This is a genomic window from Acinetobacter sp. DSM 11652 (assembly GCF_900109815.1).
GTDB lineage: Bacteria > Pseudomonadota > Gammaproteobacteria > Pseudomonadales > Moraxellaceae > Acinetobacter.
Map to the genome: position 1 here is coordinate 155,364 of NZ_FOBK01000006.1, position 22,332 is coordinate 177,695.

At 37.3% G+C, this 22,332-nt stretch carries 14 protein-coding genes and 1 pseudogene; 8 read left to right on the forward strand and 7 right to left on the reverse strand.

Annotated features, from left to right (window positions below):
• Window positions 1-10 precede the first annotated feature (10 nt).
• Both BMW42_RS08035 and BMW42_RS08040 read left to right on the forward strand, forming a co-directional pair.
• Window positions 11-2,143, forward strand: coding sequence for a peptidase domain-containing ABC transporter (locus BMW42_RS08035; RefSeq protein WP_092767017.1), 2,133 nt, complete (start codon window positions 11-13; stop codon window positions 2,141-2,143).
• Window positions 2,140-3,681 carry a TolC family protein gene (locus BMW42_RS08040; RefSeq protein WP_092767018.1) on the forward strand — a complete coding sequence of 514 codons (1,542 nt, stop codon included), beginning with the start codon at window positions 2,140-2,142 and terminating at the stop codon, window positions 3,679-3,681. Before BMW42_RS08035 ends, BMW42_RS08040 begins: the two co-directional genes overlap by 4 nt.
• Before the next feature lie 58 nt (window positions 3,682-3,739).
• On the opposite strand, the gene BMW42_RS08045 is transcribed toward BMW42_RS08040, so the two are convergent.
• The 3 genes from BMW42_RS08045 to BMW42_RS08055 all read right to left on the reverse strand — a co-directional run bounded on the left by BMW42_RS08045 (window position 3,740) and on the right by BMW42_RS08055 (window position 7,871).
• Window positions 3,740-5,077, reverse strand: a complete 1,338-nt coding sequence (locus BMW42_RS08045; RefSeq protein WP_092767019.1) for a CitMHS family transporter — start codon at window positions 5,075-5,077, stop codon at window positions 3,740-3,742.
• Between the two features lie 337 nt (window positions 5,078-5,414).
• On the reverse strand, window positions 5,415-6,737 hold the full coding sequence (locus BMW42_RS08050; protein ID WP_035267989.1) for a hemolysin family protein: 1,323 nt from the start codon (window positions 6,735-6,737) through the stop codon (window positions 5,415-5,417).
• 141 nt (window positions 6,738-6,878) lie between these two features.
• Window positions 6,879-7,871, reverse strand: coding sequence for a LysR family transcriptional regulator (locus BMW42_RS08055; RefSeq protein ID WP_035268043.1), 993 nt, complete (start codon window positions 7,869-7,871; stop codon window positions 6,879-6,881).
• Window positions 7,872-8,553: 682 nt separating this feature from the next.
• Between BMW42_RS08055 and BMW42_RS08060 the strand changes: the two genes are divergently transcribed.
• Window positions 8,554-10,155: an isocitrate lyase gene (locus BMW42_RS08060; RefSeq protein WP_035267987.1), complete on the forward strand. Its 1,602-nt coding sequence runs from the start codon at window positions 8,554-8,556 to the stop codon at window positions 10,153-10,155.
• Window positions 10,156-10,350: 195 nt separating this feature from the next.
• A complete protein-coding gene (locus BMW42_RS08065) occupies window positions 10,351-10,938 on the forward strand; it encodes a 1-acyl-sn-glycerol-3-phosphate acyltransferase (RefSeq protein ID WP_092767020.1) in 588 nt (195 codons plus the stop codon).
• A 31-nt stretch (window positions 10,939-10,969) separates the two neighbouring features.
• Here the strand turns inward: BMW42_RS08065 and BMW42_RS08070 are convergent.
• The 4 genes and pseudogenes from BMW42_RS08070 to trpS form a co-directional block, all read right to left on the reverse strand.
• Window positions 10,970-11,707: pseudogene (locus BMW42_RS08070) on the reverse strand (sulfite exporter TauE/SafE family protein).
• Between the two features lie 169 nt (window positions 11,708-11,876).
• Window positions 11,877-13,586: a flotillin family protein gene (locus tag BMW42_RS08075; RefSeq protein WP_092767021.1), complete on the reverse strand. Its 1,710-nt coding sequence runs from the start codon at window positions 13,584-13,586 to the stop codon at window positions 11,877-11,879.
• Window positions 13,587-13,604: 18 nt separating this feature from the next.
• On the reverse strand, window positions 13,605-14,243 hold the full coding sequence (locus BMW42_RS08080; RefSeq protein ID WP_092767022.1) for a YqiJ family protein: 639 nt from the start codon (window positions 14,241-14,243) through the stop codon (window positions 13,605-13,607).
• 385 nt (window positions 14,244-14,628) lie between these two features.
• On the reverse strand, window positions 14,629-15,642 hold the full coding sequence (trpS, locus tag BMW42_RS08085) for a tryptophan--tRNA ligase (protein ID WP_092767023.1): 1,014 nt from the start codon (window positions 15,640-15,642) through the stop codon (window positions 14,629-14,631).
• 202 nt (window positions 15,643-15,844) lie between these two features.
• On the opposite strand from trpS, the gene BMW42_RS08090 reads away from it, so the two are divergent.
• From BMW42_RS08090 to BMW42_RS08105, 4 genes are all read left to right on the forward strand, one after another.
• Window positions 15,845-16,768 (forward strand): DUF808 domain-containing protein, encoded by a 924-nt coding sequence (locus BMW42_RS08090; protein ID WP_092767024.1) that lies wholly within the window; start codon window positions 15,845-15,847, stop codon window positions 16,766-16,768.
• A 55-nt stretch (window positions 16,769-16,823) separates the two neighbouring features.
• Entirely contained in the window at window positions 16,824-17,723 is a 900-nt protein-coding gene (locus tag BMW42_RS08095; RefSeq protein WP_092767025.1) for a KPN_02809 family neutral zinc metallopeptidase, read from the forward strand.
• Window positions 17,724-17,927: 204 nt separating this feature from the next.
• On the forward strand, window positions 17,928-19,427 hold the full coding sequence (locus tag BMW42_RS08100) for a cation:proton antiporter (protein WP_092767026.1): 1,500 nt from the start codon (window positions 17,928-17,930) through the stop codon (window positions 19,425-19,427).
• Between the two features lie 577 nt (window positions 19,428-20,004).
• The coding region (locus BMW42_RS08105; RefSeq protein ID WP_143047405.1) for an Ig-like domain-containing protein at window positions 20,005-22,332 on the forward strand (2,328 nt) is incomplete at its 3' end.

Sequence of the window (22,332 nt, forward strand, 5' to 3'; positions counted from 1 at the left end):
AAGAAATAACATGCAGATATTAGACAAAATTTCTCTTGGATTTGGACGGAAAATTCCAACCATTTTACAGACGGAAGCGACAGAATGTGGATTAGCCTGTATTGCGATGATTGCGCATTATTATGGCTATGAGTCTGATTTATTAACGTTAAGACGTCGTTTTTCAGTTTCTCAAAAGGGTTCAAATCTCAATCAGCTGATCAAAATTAGTAATCAGTTGAAAATGGTAACACGCCCATTAAAGCTGGATTTAGAAGATTTAGATCAGCTTAAAACCCCATGTATTTTACATTGGGATTTCAACCACTTTGTGGTGTTGCAAGAAGTCAGTGCCAATAAAGTCACGATTTTAGATCCAGCATTTGGTAAACGTGTACTGACACTCAATGAGGTGTCTGAACATTTTACGGGTATTGCATTAGAGCTTTGGCCAGATACTGAATTTGAAAAAAAAGAAGATAAAAATCAGATTCAGCTTAAAGGTCTAATCGGTTATGTTCGTGGTTTATGGAAATCTCTCGGGCAAATTTTGATCTTGGCTTTAGCCTTAGAAGTTTTTTCATTAATTAGCCCATTCTTTATGCAATGGGTGATCGACCATGTGATCGTATCTGCAGATCGGGATCTCTTAACGATACTGGCTATTGGCTTTGGCATGTTAATGTTACTTCAGCAGTTTATCGGGCTACTTCGTTCTTGGATCATGATGTATATGAGCACACATTTAAGTGTGCAGTGGCAAGCCAACGTCTTTAATCACATGATTAATGTTCCTGTCTCTTATTTTGAAAGACGATCACTCGGTGACATTGTTTCACGATTTGGATCAATTGGAAACATTCAAACCACGCTCACCACAACGTTCTTAGCTGCGATTCTTGATGGATTAATGACAGTATTTACGTTGATTTTAATGTTTGTATACAGTCCAAAGTTAGCTTGGATTGCAATTTTTACCATGGGCTTGTACGCCTTAATCCGATGGATTTGGTATGCACCTTTGAAACGAGCGACTGAAGCGCAAATTATTCATGCAGCGAAGCAAAGCAGTCATTTTATGGAAACCGTGCGTGGGGCAAAAACCATAAAACTGTTCCAGCGACAAGATGTTCGCCGTTCGACTTGGTTAAATCTTATGGTCAATCAAGTCAATGCCGGATTAACCACCCAAAAGCTGGGGTTGGGATTCTCATTGGCGAATGGAGTCTTATTTGGGATTCAGAACATTCTAATTATTTGGTTAGGTGCCACATTGGTATTGGAGGGTAATTTTACAGTTGGTGTGCTGATGGCATTTATGGCGTATAAAGGCCAATTTGATAGTCGGGTTGCAGGACTAATCGATAAGTTTATCGAAGTTAAAATGCTTCAAATTGATGTAGAGCGTTTATCCGATATTGTGTTAACAGAACAAGAAAAATTATACGGTGATGCTGAAATCACAAATGTAGATCAGGTTGAGAATGCAATTGAAGTCGAAAATCTGCACTTTAAATATTCAGAAAATGACCCTTATGTACTCAAGGGGATTAGTTTTAAGATTCCCCAAAATCAATCTGTCGCCATTGTCGGGGAAACAGGTTGCGGTAAGACCACATTGCTACATGTTCTGTTAGGCGTATTTAAGCAGAATGAAGGTGAAGTCAAAATCATGGGGCGTGACTTTGAACAATTAGGATTAAACGCTGTGCGAGATCAAGTCGCGACAGTGTTACAAGATGACATTCTATTTGCTGGTTCAATCGCAGAAAACATTTGCTTTTTTGATTCAAATCCAGACATGCAATGGGTACAAGAATGTGCAGCCTATGCCGCAATTCATGATGACATTAGCCGTATGCCAATGGGATATCAAACCTTAGTAGGTGATATTGGTAATATGTTGTCAGGAGGACAAAAACAACGAATTTTATTGGCTCGTGCTATCTATAAAAAACCAAAGATTTTATTTATGGATGAGGCGACCAGTAGTTTAGACGTATTAAAAGAACAAGAGGTCAATGCAAATCTCAAGCATTTAAATATTACCAAATTGATTATTGCACACCGTCCAGAAACGATTTCATCTGCTGAGCGGATTATCGCTTTACAAGATGGCGTGATTGTCCGTGATATGTTGACCAAGGATTTGCAATCTAAATGAAAATTACATACATCGCTTTCATTGTTGTTGTTGGGTCACTATTCGGACATAGTTCGTTGGCTTATGCAGAGAGTTGGTTGTCAAAACTGACTCCAAATCTAAAAAAACAGCGCGAGACATTATGGTTTGATGAGCTCACGGTTCAGCGTAAAGCCCGTGAGAATGAGACAAAACGTAAGGAAATAGAACAACAACTCAATCAAAATGTGTCACTTGATCTTCAAAATCAGAAAATGTTAAGTCAACCTCAATATTGTTTATCTCAAAATAATCTCAAGAATGAACAGCCAATAGAACTGATTGATGCCATTGAACGTGCAGTTTGTCGTAATCCTGAGACAAAAAGTGCTTGGGTACAAACGCGTATTCAAGCTGCTCAGCTTAAAATCTCTAAAGCAAATTATTATCCTCAAGTGAATAGCACCTTGAATTACGATTGGTCACGTGATGATAATCAAGTAAAAGATCGTCCTGTTTTGAGTTATGACACTGACTTACGCCGTTACGGACTTGGAATAAGAGCCAATTGGCTAATTTATGATTTTGGTAGTCGATTTTATCAAGCAGAAGAAGCCGAAAAATTATTAGCGATGTCTTTGGCACAGCATGATGTTGCTTTGCAAAATATGATCATCAAAACGATTTCGACTTATTATCAAATTATTCAGGCTGAGTTAAAGTTAAATAATATTAATGAGTTGGTTTTACTTGCAGAAAAAAACTATGAAATTGCAAATGCTCGATATCGTGCGGGTGTTGGTATCAAATCAGATGCATTACAAATGTCCGCAAATTTGGCGAAAGCAAAGTCAGATCAAACTAAATTTTTAGGTGATTTAAAAATAGCAAAAGGACTTTTAGCATCATTAATGGGTGAGCCTGCATACCAAAATTTCAAAATTAATAATCAATTAAAAATTCCAAAAGAGCTAGATCTTAAACCGATTGAAATCCTCATTCAGGATGCTGAAAAAATGCATCCAAAGTTTAAAGCTGCACAATATGATTCACTCGCAGCTGAAAATAAAATTAAGGCAATACAGCGGTCTAGATATCCATCTGTTAGTTTTAACGGCATTTATGATCAGCAAAAACAAACGAGTGACAGTTATGGCAGTGATCGCCAATCTCTACAAGCAGGTGTGCAAGTCAATTTCCCATTGTTTGATGGTTATAATCGAAAAAATCAAATTGTCGTTGCTCAAGAAAACTTAAAATTAAAGCAATTAGAGCAAGAAAGATTGAAGCTTGAAATTAATGCTGAAATCTGGAAAAGCTATAATGAGCTAAATGCAATCCATGACAATATTAAGGCGCTAACGATATTGAATCAAAGTGCTTCAGAAGCCTATGAAGTCGCCCAAGGACGTTATAAAGCGGGTGTAGGAAATTTACTCGAAGTGCTTAATGCTCAGAATGTGTTGAATGAAGCAAAAATGAATTATTCCACCTTGTTGACAGAGTTTTTAGTGGTGAGGTATCAACTTCTATCTAACATGGGGAACTTGAATATTTGGAATGAGACTCAAGCTCAATAAGCCTTTATAAATAAGAGATTGGAGTGATCAAAAAATCACTCCGAAACTCGAGCTACGATTAAATAGCAGAATAGAATGGGAACATCCCAAATATTAATCCACTTGCAAGCATCACTAAGCACGTAATAATCGCCCATTTAATGGTAAACTTTTGGTGTTGACCAAACTCAATCCCAGCAAGCCCGCAGAGTAAAAAGGTAGATGGAACTAAGGGTGAGAGCAGATGAACGGGTTGACCAACAATCGATGCACGAGCCATTTCCACAGGAGAGATGCCATAATGTGCTGCAGCTTCAGATAAGATGGGCAGAACACCATAGTAAAAAGCATCATTTGACATAAAGAACGTTAAAGGCATGCTTAAAACGGCTGTGATTGGTGCCAAATATGGACCCATACTATCTGGAATAATCGCTACTAACTCTTTTGACATGGCATCGACCATACCCGTGCCAGTGAGTAAACCTGTAAAAATACCAGCGGCAAAAATAATACCAACGACATTTAAAGCACTACCAGCATGATGAGCGACTAAGCTTTTTTGCATATCAATATCACGATAGTTCACGACTAAAGCAATACATAATGCAATCATAAATAAAATAGGCATAGGCAAAATACCCATGACTAGGCTGGCCATCAGTGCAAGCGTCAATAATCCATTGAACCATCTCAAATGCGCTCGATTTGCCTCTGGGTTTGATGAAATTTGAATATTGTCGCCATGGCTAATATCCAATTCCATGATGCCTAATCTTTTTCGCTCCATTCGGCCATACATAGTTCCTAAAAAGTACAACCAACCAATGGCGAACAGCATCGGTAAAATCATAGGAACAAACACATCGCTAGGATCTACATGGAGTGCACTTGCCGCACGTGCAGTAGGTCCACCCCATGGCGTTAAATTCATGATTCCACTGGCTAACATCATGAGACAGGCCATAATTAAAGGGCTCATGCCTAATCGCTTGTAAAGCGGTAACATGGCAGCAACACAAATCATATAAGTGGTAGAGCCATCACCATCTAAAGACACGATCAATGTTAAGGTAATCGTACCTAATACTACTTTGAGGGGATCACCTTTTACCAATCTGAGAATAAATTTCACTGATGGATCGAATAAACCTGTATCAATCATGATGGCAAAATACAAGATAGCAAATAGCAACATGACGCCGGTAGGTGCTAACTTTTTAACACCATCTAACATCATTTCACCAAGTTCATTAAGTTGAATATGGTTCAAACTATCTACAAAAAAACCTAATCCATATGCAATTAGCGCAAAAAGAACGGGAATAAGCGTGAGTGCGACGAGGGGAGTCATACGTCTAGACATAATGAGGTACATAAAGCACAAAATCATGCCCAAACCAAGCAAGGTCAACATGGATCTATCCTTAGATTATCGTTTTAATCAATATTGTTTCTATTACAGTATTTGTTATCTTCGAAAACGCCGACCATCTTAGAGAAATTTATGATTAAACTAAATATTGTTTAGAAAATATTAAAATAACCATAATTTTTATAAAAAATAGTAGTTAAAATTCATAAGTTTAAAATTTATATTTTGTGATTGGAGACATTAAACATGATTTTTAAGAGTGATATTTGTAATAAAAATTGAGTATAAATTCTAATTTTAATAATTTTTGAAGGCGAAAAATCTCAAGTTTAATTAGATAAACTGAATAAAAAAATCCACCTGAGTGGTGGATAGTGTCTTATTCAACAGTTGATTCTAATTCTGCTTTTTCATCAAGTAATCTGGTCACGAGTAGTTGGTCAATTTTAAAATGGTCAACATCGACCACCTCGAATTTATAACCATTAAATACTACACTATCAGCAGGACGTGGAATCTTACGAAGTTTAAACATCATAAACCCAGCTAAAGTTTCATAGTTTTCATCATCAGGCATTTCATCAATTTCTAATGCATGCTTGACATCTTCAATAGGTGTACTGCCTTCAATCAGCCAAGAATGATCATCCCGCTTGATAATTTGAAGATCTTCATCCGTTGGCGTAACCCAGTCACCCATCACGGTAATCATAATATCAGATAGGGTAATAACACCAACCACCAAGGCATATTCATTGATCACAACGGCAAACTTTTCTTTACTAGATCTGAAGCGATCAAGTAATTCTGACAGTGTAAGTGTATCTGGAATCGTTAATACATTACGGATAGTGGATTCATTCAACTGATTAAATTTTTGATTATTTAAAATACGAATCAAGATATCTTTAGCATCAACATAGCCAATCACTTGATCAATATTTTCATTGCAGACTAAATATTTTGAATAGGGAAATTCAGCCAGTTTTTGACGAATACTTTCTTCTGATTCATTGATGGTAAAGAAAACTACGTTTTCACGTGTAGTCATACTCGAAGGAACATTTCGCTCTTCAAGCTCAAATACATTTTCAATAAAGTGATGTTCTTGTTTTTGTAAGACACCTGCTTGTGCCCCTGCATCCATTACCGCAGAAATATCATCAAAGGTGATATTATCATCACGAGTAGTATTTACTTTGAATAAACGGAATAATAGGTTGGCAATTGCATTGATAAACCAAGCTAATGGACGACAAACAGTAATGAATACCTGAATAGGATTAATTAAAGAGACAGCGATTTTTTCAGGTGCAATCATTGCCAATCGTTTAGGCATAAGATCAGCAAATAAAATAAACAGTGATGTCACTAAAGTAAATGACAATGCAAAACCAATTGATTGTGACCAAGGACCATCATAGAAACGATCGACCAAAATCACAAAATAAGGTCTAAATGCAGCTTCACCTAAAATCCCCCCCAAAATTGCAATAGCATTTAAGCCGATTTGCGAGGCAGCAAAGAAATCAGCTGAATTCTCTTGAAGCGTAAGCACTTTTTGTGCACGATCATCACCAGACTCAGCCAAAATTTTCAGTTTCACTTTACGTGATCCTGCAAGTGCGATTTCACTTAATGATAAGAATCCAGCTCCAGCAATCAAAATCATAATGATCACGAAATTCTGAAAGAGGCTCACACGAACACCTTTGTTTTTAAATTATTTATGAGGAAAGTTTTATCACAAAAAACATAGAGGTAGTGAATTTTTACACTACCTCAATATCATAGTTATTGAGTAAAAAATTTTAAAGTATTGATTTAAATCAGCTCTACTCAATCAAAATTGTGAGAAGTGGGTATTGTTATTTGAAAGAAATTCACGATTTTCTTCCTCAGTCATTTGACGAGCAACATATAAAATCAACTGACGTAACCATCGATGAGCAGGATGATGATGTAATAGAGGGCACCACGCCATTTTGAGTTCAAATTCAGGAATGTAAAATGGAGGGTCTTTGAGCATCAAGTTTTGACTTTTAGCTTGTAGGCGAGCGATTTTCGTCGGTAATGTCGCAATGAGATCGACATTAGACGCTAATAAACCTGGCATTTGATAATGACGTGTAAATACCGAAATTTTGCGTTTTTGACCAATACGCTCTAAAGCTTGATCAATCCAACCTAAACCGGCTTGTTTCTCTGGGTTAACACCAAATCCTACCCCCATCCCAGTTTTAGAAACCCAGATATGTTGCGCATCTAGATAACTTTTAAGATTCAAATTATTGACGGCAGGATGCTTATTATTCAGTAAGCATGAAAAGCTGTCACGCCACACCAGAACCTGATGAAAACTTTGTGGTATTTCGTTGAAACGGTTGATGGCAAGATCAACTTTACCTTGTTCCATATCACGATAAGATACATCACTCGGTGTTAGAAAATCTAAAACAACATTTGGTGCTTCTGAACGCAGAGCCTTAACTAAGCGAGGCACAAGTGTAGCTTCAGCATAATCTGAAGTCATGATGCGGAAAACACGGTTTGACGTATAAGGTCTAAATTCTGTTCGTGGTTCTAAGATCATAGATAGATCAGAAAGAGCATCACGAATACGAGGCTGTAGTTCTAAAGCCCTTTCTGTAGGAGTCATTCCTTCAGAAGAGCGAATTAAAAGCGGATCATTAAATAAGTTACGAAGACGACGTAAAATATTACTCATTGCAGGCTGAGTAACACCCAATTGTTCTGCTGCACGTGTAACATTCTTCTCTCGCAAAAGAACATCTAAGTAAATTAAGAGATTGAGATCAACCCGCTCAAGATTCATAAAAAAAATACCGAAAATAAATTTTTGAAATCGTGGGGGATTATGCCATAAGCGCTTAGGATTGTGTGTTTTTATGCTGATTTTTTCAGCAGAATTTAACATATATTCATCAAATTTACGTTTTTTTTTGTCATAAGACAGACCCTATACATTTATTTAAGAACTAGGGCTTTAGTTGTTTTTGAAATTACCATGCTATGTTCTAAATTGTTTTTAGGTTTATCTCAATTTAAATGCTTTATTGGTAATTCCATCAATATGGTTCACAGTTTAAAAAATATTCATTTAAAACTAACAGTTTAATAACGATGCTCTGTCAGAAAAGTCAATTGAAGGTTAAAATCTAAAGATGTTTGAAGAAAAATTAAACGTAATTGTGAGCTTGATACTTAAGTCTAATGAATAAGAATCACTCAAATTGTGTTAAAAGTGCACAAATGCTTATTTTATAAATTATATTAAAATCAATAATTTATAGAATGGTATTTCATTTATATTACGACTTTAATCTACATATTTTTTAAATAAATACTGAGAATTAAACGAAAATATTGGATTAATTTCTAGAGTCAATCTAAGCTAAGTCCATAGCAACGAAGCGCTCTAAATCTGAACAATTAATACCGAGTAGATTTAGTCCTTCGATTGATAAATCCTAAAATTATATACAGGGTAAAATATCATGACTACATACCAAACAGCGATTGATGCAATCCGCGAATTAAAAGCAAAATTCGGCAACACTTGGGCAGACATCAGTCCTGAAGATGCTGCACGTATGCAACTTCAAAACCGTTTCAAAACCGGTTTAGATATTGCAAAATACACAGCTGCGATTATGCGTCGTGATATGGCTGCTTATGATGCTGATTCTAGCAAATATACTCAATCTTTGGGTTGCTGGCATGGTTTCATCGCACAACAAAAAATGATTGCGAACAAAAAATACTTCGGTACTACTGAACGCCGTTACATCTACCTTTCTGGTTGGATGGTTGCTGCACTTCGTTCTGAGTTTGGTCCACTTCCTGACCAATCTATGCACGAAAAAACTTCAGTTCCTGCATTGATCGAAGAAATCTACACATTCTTACGTCAAGCAGACGCAAAAGAATTAAACGACTTATTCCGTGCACTTAAAAAAGCGCAAGAAGCGGGTGACACTGCTAAAGCTGCTGAAATCACTTCACAAATCGACAACTTCCAAACTCACGTTGTGCCAATTATTGCCGACATCGACGCTGGATTCGGTAACGAGGAAGCAACTTACTTACTGGCTAAGAAAATGATCGAAGCGGGTGCATGTGCACTACAAATCGAAAACCAAGTTTCTGACGCGAAACAATGTGGTCACCAAGCAGGTAAAGTAACTGTTCCACACGAAGACTTCATTGCGAAAATCCATGCACTTCGCTATGCATTCTTAGAAATGGGTCTTGACGACGGTATCATCGTTGCACGTACTGACTCTGAAGGCGCTGACTTGACTCAAAAAATCCCAGTGGTTAAAGAGCCAGGCGATATCGCTTCTCAATACATCAGCTACTTAGACACCACTGAAATTGATATTTCAGAAGCGCAAGAAGACGAAATCCTAATCAAACGTGATGGTAAATTACACCGTCCTAAGCGTTTAGCTTCTGGTCTATATCAATTCCGTGAAGGTACTCAAATTGACCGTGTTGTACTTGACTGTGTTACAAGCTTACAGAACGGTGCTGACCTTCTTTGGATCGAAACTGCAACGCCAAACGTTGAAGAAATCGCTCACATGGTGAACCGTGTACGTGAAGTTGTGCCAAATGCAAAACTTGTTTATAACAACTCACCATCATTCAACTGGACGTTAAACTTCCGTCAACAAGCTTACGACCGTTGGGTTGCTGAAGGTAAAGACGTATCTGCTTACGACCGTGCTAAGTTAATGAGCGCTGAGTATGACAATACTGAATTAGCTGCTGATGCTGATGCGAAGATCCGTACGTTCCAAGCTGATGCTTCTCGTGAAGCAGGTGTATTCCATCACTTGATTACACTTCCGACTTACCACACTGCTGCTCTTTCTACACATGAGCTTGCAGAAGGTTACTTCGGTTCTGAAGGTATGTTGGCTTATGTTGCTGGTGTACAACGTAAAGAAATCCGTGGCGGTATCGCTTGTGTTAAACACCAAGCAATGGCTGGTTCAGACATCGGTGATGACCATAAAGAAATCTTCGCTGGCGACAACGCGCTTAAAGCGGGTGACGATGCGAAAAATACAATGAACCAATTCTCTGCATAAGCACAGAACTGATTCAAAAAAAACCCTGCGTAAGCAGGGTTTTTTTATTGTTAATGAAATTATTTAACTAAATACATGAGCCAATTTGATTGATGTATAGATAGAAAAGCAGCGGTAGTAAAACCTAATACATATTTTGAATAAAAGTAATGCCAAAGCTGTTACAATCCCGAAAATTTACATTTGTATATTTATATGTTTGAAAAATTTGCTGAACAGAGTTTAAATGCATTAGGTTGGGAAATTGATAACCATTGGTCCTTAGATTTAGACCAATGTGTCATGATTGCGGCACCACACACCAGTAACTGGGATGCTTTATACGCGCGATTAGCGCTCAAAGCTTTAGGTGTAAATGTCAGAATTACAATTAAAGACAGCTATATGAAGTTTCCATTTGGTCCTTTTGTCCGAGCTATGGGAGGGATCGGAATTAATCGCCGACCAAAGAAAGAGGGAGAGGAAAGACCAAGCATGGTGCAATTAATGGCAGATCTTTTTAAAGATCATCCAAAATTGGTCATGTTGGTGACGCCCGAGGGAACAAGGTCAAAACAAAAAAAATGGAAAACGGGTTTTTACCATGTGGCAATTACAGCGAATGTCCCAATCGCTTTAGCATATATGGATTACAGTCAAAAAAAATGCGGTGTAGGTAAAATTATTTATCCTACTGGAGATATAGAAGTGGATATGGCAGAAATTATGGAATTTTATTCAAAGATTTCAGCTAAATTCCCCGAAAAATTTAGTGTTGACCAACGATATTCACACAACAGTTAATATATGGAGAAGGCAGAACAATCTGCCTTTTTTAATACAAGAAAATTGCGTTTAAGGTTAAAATAAAGCCTGAAAAAAACAATAAAGTTAAGACAATCGACTTAAATTTTTGCTCAGATATTTGATAAAAAATTTTTGCTCCAATGATCGCTGGTAGGCTGACCGTGAAGATCAAAATCTACAAATAGGACAAGTGATTTACGTTAATGGTCTGGTTAAATAAATAGATGAGCAAAGTAAACAGTTGAATGGCGAAATTAAAATGTCGAAGAATGTTGCGTTGCTCATGTTTAGGAAGTTGTTTTAGCATCACCCAAGCTGAGGGAATTGCACCACAGAATCCACCGAGCCCACCTAAGATTCCACCAAAAAAACCAATCAAGCCGTCCATCCTGAGTTCGGTATCTTTTAAGCAATGTAGTTGGGGACTAAAGAACATGAGTGGACACCAAATTAATAAAAATATCCCAAGTAGAAATTTGAACGTGTCTGCATTGATATAATGAAGCAAAAAAGTACCCAAAGGTACTCCAATTAAGCCAGCGATAATATAGACCCAAACGATAGAGGGCTTTATAAAGGTTCTTGGTTCTTTATACATTGAAATGATATGACACCATAGTGATGCACAAACGACCAAGGGGGCGGTGATCTGAGGCGGTAGAATCCATACCCAAAAAGACATCGCAATAAGAGCGAAGGCAAAACCTGTGAGACCTTGAATAAATCCAGCAAAAATTGCGCTTAGAATAAAGATACATAACGTCATAAGGTGACTGCATCAATTGCTGAAGCAGGAGTAAAAGAAAAATGCATAAGATCGTCGGGTAGGGAAAACTGATCAATCCTAAAATAATATTTGTTATCTTAAAAATAATAAGAAAAGCAATAGCTAGCAGTAAAGCGAATAAAAGCCCTGAAAATCAGGGCTTTTATCATTAATTGGTTTTAGGTTTTAGGTTTTGTGTAAGACCGTTGATGTCTCCACCCTGAATACCGAGTTCACTCATTAAGCTGTCAATAAGAGGGGCTTGTGAACGATATCTGAGTGCGCTATTCACCACTTGGTCTGAAAGTGCAACAGATTGTGATTGATCTGCTTGATCAGCTGAAGTTGTGGCGCCAGTAATGCCACCCAGACCATTCACTTGTAATATCTTGATATCATCAATATTTTCCATTGGTTTAACACTTTCACGGATGATTTCAGGCAAATACTTTAAAAGCGCCAAACGAATTTGCATCTCAACTTGTTCACTCGACAAGATATTATTTGCTTCATTGACTGCGCGTGTCCCTTCAGCATCGACTTGGTATTGTTTTTCTAAAGCTTGAGCCAAAAGAATTTTAGCATCAGCTTCACCTTTTGCTTTTAAGCGGACTTTTTCAGCTTCTGCTTCAGCCGCAGTACGAACAGCTTCAGCCTCATCTACAGCAGCTTGTTTTGATGCCTCGGCAGCGACAGTAATTGAAATAGCATCAGTTTCTGCAGCCTGTTTTGCAGCAACAAGTTCAACCGCTTTAATACGCTCAGCTCGCTGTGTTTCACGAACCGTCACAACTTCTTCCTCGGCTTTCACTGCTTGCGCACGAGCTTGGTCAGCAAGTGCTTTGGCTTCAGATTCAGCACGAGATTTCTCGGCAATCGCGATTGCGCGATCTTGTTCCGCAAGTTCAATGGTTTTCTTTTGTTCTACTTGCGCTTGTTCAATAATTTGTGCTTTTTGAATATTTTGATTTTCGACATCACGTGCAGCTGAAATACGTTTTAATTCAATTTCACGTTCTGCAGCGATTTGTGCTTCTTCTGCCTCACGTTTTTTGGCAGCTTCTTGTGTTGCAATTTCAGCAAGTTGTTCAGCTTTTCGAATCGAAATTTCACGCTCTTGTTGCATCTTTGCGTATTCTTCTTCACGCAGGATTTGAAGGCGTGCTTGTTCAGCTTCTAAATTTTTCGCTTTAATGGCTAAGTCAGCATCTTGTTCAATATCGTTACGTTTTTTTCGACGATCTTCAATAGTTTCTGTTAATTTTGTTAAACCTTCTGCATCAAATGCATTTTGTGGGTTAAAAAATTTAAAGCTGGTCTGATCAAGTCCTGTTAAAGATACAGTTTCGAGTTCTAAACCATTTTTGAACAGATCTTCTGAAACAACTTGTTGAACTTTCTGTACGAAGTCGACACGTTTTTCATGTAACTCTTCCATAGCCATTTCTGCTGCTACTGCACGCAGGGAATCTACAAATTTACCTTCAACCAAATCTTTTAATTCATTTGGTGACATGGTTTTTTGACCCAAAGTTTGTGCTGCGGTAGCAATCGATTCAGCTGTTGGCTTAACACGAACATAGAACTCAGCCATCACATCTACACGCATTCGATCACGCGTAATCAAGGCTTGATCAGCTGCACGTTTAACTTCTAAGCGAAGGGTATTCATATTGACAGGAATGACTTCATGTAAAACAGGAAGTACAATTGCACCACCTCCTAATATAACTTTTTCCCCACCAAAACCAGTTCTGACAAATGAAACTTCCTTGCTTGAGCGTTTATATAGTCGTGCAATAATGGTTCCGATGACAACCAGTGCAATGAGAATAAGTCCTGCAATTATAATAATTTGATAAAAACTTGAACTAAACATTTTTTTCTCTAAGTTGATTTATTGTGAAATTGCTTGAAAGCCTTTGAGACTACGTTGTGTAAGTAAGACTTGCTGACCTTGTACGAATATTTCGTCAGCTTCAGGTTCGACTAAAATGTAATGTGTTTGACCAAAGCGATCTTTGAGTTTTGCTTGCGCAGGATAGTGCAGTCGAGCAGTGCCTAAAATGATTTCTGCTCGAAGTCCAATTAAATCGTCGCTATGAATTGCTGTGGTTTCATCTGTAGGGATGATCTTTGCTATCCATCTTGAGAATAGCCGTACGAATGGCATACAGACCACAAGTACCAGTGGAGTAATGAGCCAGACTGTTAAAAATGATCCAAATACATGATGGATGATAGATTGGGCTAAGAAGCCAACAATTGAAAAGGTCGTGAGAAAGATGATCAGCCAAATTAATACAGGAATACGTCCAAGATAAAGCCAATCTAAAAATTGAATCCAAATACTTGATTGATGGTCAACGATCATTTCAGGAGAAGAATCTAATGAACTAGGTAGAAATTGCTCTAAAAATCCTTGACTACTGAGACCTGTTATTAATAGAAAGACTTCAAGAATGCCTATAAAAAACATCAAGCAGATACTAATACTGAAGAATAGGTTCGACGGATTTATAAACATGTCCCACATGGGTAGTCTCTTATAGATATTAGAATTTTTATCAAATTTTAATCAAAATAATAAAATAAAGTGATGTAATTATCAATTATATAATATTGATTTCATTTTGAATGGATTCAACATAAAAAATACGCAGTGATTGGGGTGATCACTGCGCAGAACAACGAATCTGCTTACACAGTTTCGGTTAAGGAGAAATGTTATGAATTTTGGGGGTATTCATAACAGTAATTAAATGATATTCAATTTCATTTAGCAACTCATTGGTAGTCGGGTTAAAACGTGTAAGATTACGTTAATAAGTTTAATTGAAGGTTAATTTTAAATAGGCTAATAAGTAGCCATAAAAAAGCCGCAATGTGATGCGGCTTTAAGTGTGCTTATTTTTTAGGGATTAAAATTTAAAAACACCTAATCCTGCTTTAACTTCATCCAATGTTGCTTGCGTAATATCACGACATTTGTCAGTACCAGTTTTTAAGATATCCATAATATAATCAGGATCCTTAGCAAGCTCCATACGACGTTCACGAATAGGCGTGATCAACTCTTTTAGAACACCTTCAAGGCGTTTTTTGACTGTGCCATCACCTAAACCACCACGACGATAGTGATCTTTAAGCTCTGCTACTTCTTCTGGATTTGGATCGAAAGCATCTAAATAAGTAAATACAACATTACCTTCCACCTGACCTGGATCTTCAATACGAAGATGATTAGGATCTGTATACATAGCATTTACCGCTTTTTTAATGTCTTTATCAGAAGCATCTAAAACAATTGTATTGCCCAATGATTTAGACATTTTAGCTTTACCATCAAATCCTGGTAATCGACCAACATTCGATAGCAGTGCCTTACATTCAGGCAAAAGCTCTTGACCAATCTGACGATTTAAACGACGAACAATTTCATTTGTTTGTTCAATCATTGGAATTTGGTCTTCACCCACGGGCACAATCGATGCTTTAAAAGCAGTGATATCAGCTGCTTGAGCAACTGGATAGCATAAGAATCCAGCTGGGATGTCACGCTCGAACCCACGCATTTGTATTTCAGACTTAATCGTAGGATTTCGTTCTAGTCTTGAAACTGTGACAAAGTTTAAATAAAGCATGGTCAGCTCATTCAAAGCTGGCAAGCTTGATTGAACGCAAATTGTTGTTTTTGTCGGGTCGATCCCAACAGCGAGATAGTCAGTTGCAACTTCAATAATATTACGTCTAACTTTTTCGAAGTTATCAGCATTGTCTGTAAAAGCTTGTGCATCAGCCAATAATAGATGTTGGTGATGGGAATCTTGCAAACCTACTCGTGAACGTAAAGAACCGACAAAGTGGCCTAAATGAAGTTGTCCAGTTGGACGGTCACCTGTCAAAATAACAGGGCGATTATCTTGATTACTCATTTTCTATACCAAAGTCATCAACACTAGGGCTGAATTTTTAAAATTTCGCAATATTGTACGGCATTATTTTTTTTTATGTCAGCATAAAGCATCGAAAGAATCGAATTAAAAACACCTTATTTGAGATAGTATTAATAATGTTGATACAGAATAATTTGAAATAGAAGAATAAAATTCCAAAAAACAAAGAAGGATAACAATAATGGCAAATAGTTTATTGGTGCTATTAGATGATATAGCCACCATTCTTGATGATGTTGCGCTGATGAGTAAAATGGCTGCAAAAAAAACGGCCGGTGTATTGGGTGATGACTTAGCACTCAATGCTCAACAAGTTAGTGGTGTGAAAGCCGACCGTGAATTGCCTGTCGTTTGGTCTGTTGCAAAAGGCTCATTTGTTAATAAATTAATTTTGGTTCCATTAGCATTATTAATTAGTGTGATTGCACCTTGGCTTATAAATCCATTATTGATGTTAGGTGGATTATTTTTATGTTATGAAGGTGTAGAAAAAGTAATTCACTCATTACACCATAAAAAAGCTAAAACATCTGAACAGGCCGAAAAAGAACTCGAAAACTTAAATGTAGATCTAGCAACTTTTGAGAAAGATAAAATCAAAGGCGCGATACGAACAGACTTTATTTTATCTGCTGAAATTATCGTGATTTCATTGGGTACAGTTGCAGCAGCTACTTTTGGAATTAAGGTTGCAGTCTTGTCAGTCATCGCAATTTTAATGACGATTGGTGTTTATGGTTTAGTTGCTATGATTGTTAAAATTGATGATTTGGGATTTTATCTCGTCAAACAAACGTCTACATTGAAACAGAGAATTGGTCAGGGCTTACTTGCTTTTGCGCCTAAACTTATGAAGACACTAACCATTGTCGGAACAATCGCGATGTTCTTAGTTGGTGGTGGTATTATTAATCATACCATCCCATTATTTCATCATTTTACTGAAGATTCAGTCGATTATATTGAACATATTCCAAATGTAGGCAGTATCATCGGTGCTTTAACCCCGACGCTCTTAAACTTTGTCATAGGTTTTATTGCAGGACTTATTGTTTTGGTCGTTGTTTCAGGAATACAAAAACTATGGAACGCTAGAAAAGTTTAGAGTTTGATGAAATAACGTATTATATGAAGTTATATGATTAAAAAGGGCTGAGATTATGCGTTGGAAAGGCCGGAGAGTAAGTAGTAATTTAGAAGATCGCCGTGGAGGCGGTGGGGCTAAAGCTGGTGGAATTAGTATTCTCGGTTTAGTTGTTGCATTTGTTGCTTGGAAATTTTTTGGGGTTGATCCACAACAAGCCTATCAGGCAACTAAACAAGTGACTTCTAACAATCAGCAACAAGCGATAGGGATTGAAAACCCAACACCCGAGCAACAAGAAACAGCGGCATTTGTTGGTACGGTACTCGCTGATACTGAAGATACATGGACCACCGTTTTTCAAAAACAGGGAATGCAATACCAAGCACCGAAACTAGTGATGTTTAGTGGTGTAGTCAATTCAGGCTGTGGTACAGCCCAGTCAGCGATGGGGCCATTTTATTGTCCTGCAGACCAAAAAATCTATATTGATACTGATTTTTTTAAAGATATGCGTCAGCAAATGGGTATATCGGGTGAACGAAATCAATCAGAATTATCTACACAAAATGCTGCTGGTGACTTTGCACAAGCTTATGTGATTGCGCATGAAGTCGGACATCATATTCAAAATCTTTTAGGTATTTCAACTCAAGTCCAACAAGCTAGACAACGAGCTACTGAAGCTCAAGGGAACCAATTATCAGTCCGTTTGGAATTGCAAGCTGATTGTCTAGCTGGTGTGTGGGCAAAAGATACACATCAACGAACTCAATTCTTGGAGCAAGGTGATGTTGAAGAGGCAATGGATGCGGCGCATAAGATTGGTGATGATTATCTTCAGAAAAAGGCTAGAGGACATGTGGTTCCTGATAGCTTTACCCACGGCACAAGCCAACAAAGAATGTATTGGTTCGATCGTGGCATGAAAACAGGTGATGTGAACCAATGTGATACATTCAATACCTCAATCTAAATCTACCAAGCAGAATCGATTGATTTTTTTGCAAAGTTAATACATGTAGCCTGCTAATGGAATAATTTATTAGGAAGGCTACACATCTTTAAAAAAAAGGGATTGCGAGTAAACATTCTTTATATAAAATAAATAAATGGCTATAGTTTTTTCATTTAAAATTTAAATGATCTCATTTAAATAAAACATATCATAGAGTGCAAAATGGGCAACTTTTTTTTTCTCCAAGTATTTACAGTGGTTTTTGCCCTCTCAATTGCCACAACCATATTCAATAAACGAATTCTAGGTTTTCCCCAAGCGATAGGGGTGCCAATTGTTTCAGCAATTTTTGTCTTTATTCTGCAATGGGCTGCCAATTTATTGGGGGATAATCGTTTTATCACTATTAACTTGGCGAATATCGAAGAAGCTGTTCGTCATGTTGATTTTTATGATTTTTTAGTTAATGGTGTCATTTGCTTCATTCTTACATCGTCGGCACTGAAATTTAAAGTGTCTGATTTAAAAGTGTATTGGAAGCCAATTAGTATTCTTGCCACAATTGCTTTGGTTTTGTGTGCAGCACTGTTTGGTGGATTGTTATTTGGATTTCAATATTTGATTGGTAACCCTGTACCCATACTCGTACTTTTATTACTCGGTTCTGCTTTGGGTGCTACAGATCCAATCGGAATCAAAGGGGTACTCAGTTCTGTACGAGCACCACATCATCTAATGGTGAAATTGGAGGGTGAATCACTTTTCAATGATGCAATGTGTATTGCTGTATTTATGACGTTGTTGAATGTACTTGAAGGCGAGCATTTTAGTCTGTTACTGACACTACAAACACTCCTTTATGAAATTGTGGTAGCTGTAATTATTGGTTTGGTATTTGGTTGGGGGATTTTACGATTGCTTCGCGGGAAGCATGAAATGGAATCATTAATCCTAACGACAGCTTTACTGGCTTGTGGTTCATATTTGGTTGCTTTATTTGCTCATGCATCAGCACCAATCGCATGTGTGATTGGTGGACTTATTGTTGGTAATAAATGGAAAGAAATTTTACAAAATCGTGAAATCCAAGAAGTAAATCACTTTTGGCATACAGTCGAAGGCATCATTAATTCTTTTTTATTTACTTTAATTGGTTTAGAGCTGTTTATTCTTGATCTTAATGCCAGCATGATACTTGGCGGTATTATCGCATTTGTAATATTGCATATTTCTCGTTTTGCTGCGAACTTTCTTGCTTTTGCATTCTTCCCATCGTTTCGCAAGAAAAGCTATAACGGTAGCCTAGCAATTTTATCATGGGGGGGAGTAAGAGGAGGAATTTCATTGGCTCTAATTCTCGCGGTTGCTAATGTCCCAGAGTTAAGGCAATACAGTAGTATCTTGATTGGTTATACTTTTATTGTTGTTTTATTATCGGGCGTAGTATGTGGTTTAGGTTTGCCAGCAGTCATGAATGCTTTCTATTACAACCCTAATGAGGAAAAAGAGGGCTTAAAGGGAATATATCAGCGATTATGTAATAAGCTTAATCGTAAAGGATTTAAATATATTGTTGGTGAAGATAGTAAAGGTAATGAGATTATTACGATTTATAATCCTGAAGTGATATTAGATCGGACTTCTGATGATGGTGTGGCAATCGTCCATCATCCCGCTAAAGCTGAAGAGGTGAAGAAGTTAGAAAATCCAGAAAATTTCTAAAAAAATTATATTTAATTGAAGCAAGCATGATAGTGCTTGCTCTTTTTTTTATGAATTAAGCATGATCAATGCAGAAGATAACAGTGATATTGTTTAAATATTTTATTCAGTTACGCAGAATTTTATCGATGAAATATAAAATTAAAATGTGAAAATTACATAATATTTAAAGCAAAATTTATTTCTTAACTTACTAAAAAGTAAGTATTAATTTTCAATATAAAATGAAAAGTATACTAGTTTACTAACATTAAAATGTTAGATGAACAAGTTACCGTATGTAGTTAAACTAAATATAGCAGAAATTATGATAAGTAAGCCTTTGAAATTTGGTGACCTGAAATATCCTAAAAATAAGTAAAAATATTAATTCTTATGTCATAAGTATCTGTAAATAAAAGATATATTTTGAGTGTGGATGAGCGGTTACAAAAAGCTGATAAAAGACGCAAAATCTATTCGCATTAAATCTTAAAAATGTGATATAAATCTCACTTATAGATAATAGTGTCTATCTTTTTTGTATCTTAGATGTAGAAAGATCGATAAAAATAAAATTTATAAGTGAGAATTTACCATGGCTAATATCTCCGTAATATCTAAAGAGAGTCATCAGGTATTAGAGAATGTCAACTCTAGTCAAGTGGGGCTTAACGAAAACTCTGTAGTTGTCGTTCAAGTATCTAAAGATGATGTAGCTTCAATCACTCGTGATAATAATAATGCTCTAATCAATTTGCGTAATGGTGAAGTGATTGTGATTGAAAACTATTTCAATCCTTCATTTGCTGATAACAGCCTCGTATTCCAAGATGAAAGTGGTCAACTTTATTGGGTTAAATTTACCAATGAAGATGGCTCAATTGCAGAAACAATTCTGTATTACCCAATCGAAGAAGTCGAACCTCTTCTTTATTCCGATGATTTTATCGGTGGTATTCTCCCTTGGTTAATTGGTGCTGGTGCAGCTGGTGCAATTGCAGCAGTCGCAGATAATGGTTCTGACTCTAATCCTACGCCTAACCCTCAGCCAAAGCCAAATGCATTATTAAATGCACCAATCGTCATTGATGATGTGCCAGAGCATATCGGTGAAGTTGCTGATGGCGGTGTAACAAATGATGCTCGCCCAGAAATCAAAGGTTCTGGAGCTCAACCTGGTGCAATCATCAAAATCTATAATGGCGATGAACTAATTGGTGAGACGGTTGCATTGTCTAATGGTGATTGGAGTTTTACACCTGATCAAGATTTAAAAGATGGTATCTATGAGCTTTCTGTCACACAAACTGTAAGTGGTCAAGAAAGTGATAAATCACCGATTAAGACAATCACGCTTGATACTGTCCCACCATCAGACATCACTATTGATGAAATTGGAAATAAGGGTGAAACAAACTCAGAAACACCTAAATTATCAGGTGAAGGTGAGCCAGAATCTAATGTCGAAATAGAAATTAAAGATAAAGATGGGAACGTGGTTGATAAAGATACTGTTCCTGTTGATAAAGATGGTAAATGGGAATATACACCTGAGAAAAACCTGGATGAAGGTAAATTCGAAGTTATCGTAACGCCTATTGATAAATCAGGAAATAAAGGTGAAGAAGAAAAACAAGAATTCAATGTTGACTTAACTCCTCCAGACATAGACATCGATCCAATCCCTACTGATCCTGAACCTGAGGGTTGGGATACAGCAACGAATCAATCAACTTTTGCAATTGCTACAATCGCAAATACTCTTTCGGAATCGGAGAATAATCCAGTGACTACAACTAAAAATCAAACTCCTACATTTACGGGAACCACTAAAGATAGTGAGAGCGTAAAAGTAGTGATTCGCGATAGTTCAGGTAAGATTATCGCAGAAGGTCCTGCTACAGTGACCAACGGTAAATGGCAGTTTAAATCACCTGTAACATTAGCTGAAGGTGACTATAAACTAGAAGCAACAGCATATGACGCGGCTGGTAATAGTAAAGTCGCTACTTCAAGCTTTACTGTGGATATTACTCCACCTAAAGTAACGATTGAAGAGTTACCACTTACGAACATTGATGCGCCTACCTTTAAAGGTAAAACTGAAGATGGTGCAACACAAGTACGTGTTGAAATCAAGGACGCGGCTGGCAAGGTTGTTCAATCTGCAGTTGTGAATGTTGCAGCTGATGGTAGCTGGACATATAAGCCATCTAAAGCGTTACCAGATGGTACATATAGTGTCGAGGCTTCAGCTCGTGATGCGGTAGGAAATGTAAGTCAACCTGCTAAAACTGCGGTTGAAGTTGATACGATCGATCCAGAAATTACAATCGATCCTCTAGAAGATACTAGTGATACAACTCCTGAAATTAATGGTAAGACTGAACCAGGCGCAACAGTAAAAGTTGAAATCTTAGACAAAGATGGCAACCCTGTAGCAACAGGTGATGCGACTGTAGATCCAGAAGGTAACTGGACGTTCACACCGACTGAAGAATTACCAGAAGGTGAATATACAGTTAAAGCTGAAGCGAAAGATAAAGCTGGTAACGTTGGTGAAGCGACATCTAATGGCTCATTTAAAGTTGATACAACTGCACCATCTGATACCGATGTAACGATTGATCCAATTGCGGATACAAACGATACAACACCAGAAATCACAGGTACAACTGAACCAGGAACAACAGTAAATGTCGTTGTTAAAGACAAAGACGGTAAAGTTGTTGCAGAAGGTCCAGCAACAGTTACAGGTGACACATGGACATACACACCATCAGTTGAATTGGCAGATGGCGAATATGAGGTAGTTGCAAAAGCAACAGATAAAGCAGGTAACACAGGTGAATCTCAGCCAGAGAGCTTCGAGGTTGACACAGTAGCACCTGAATTAACCATCGATGAGCTTAAGCCAACAAAC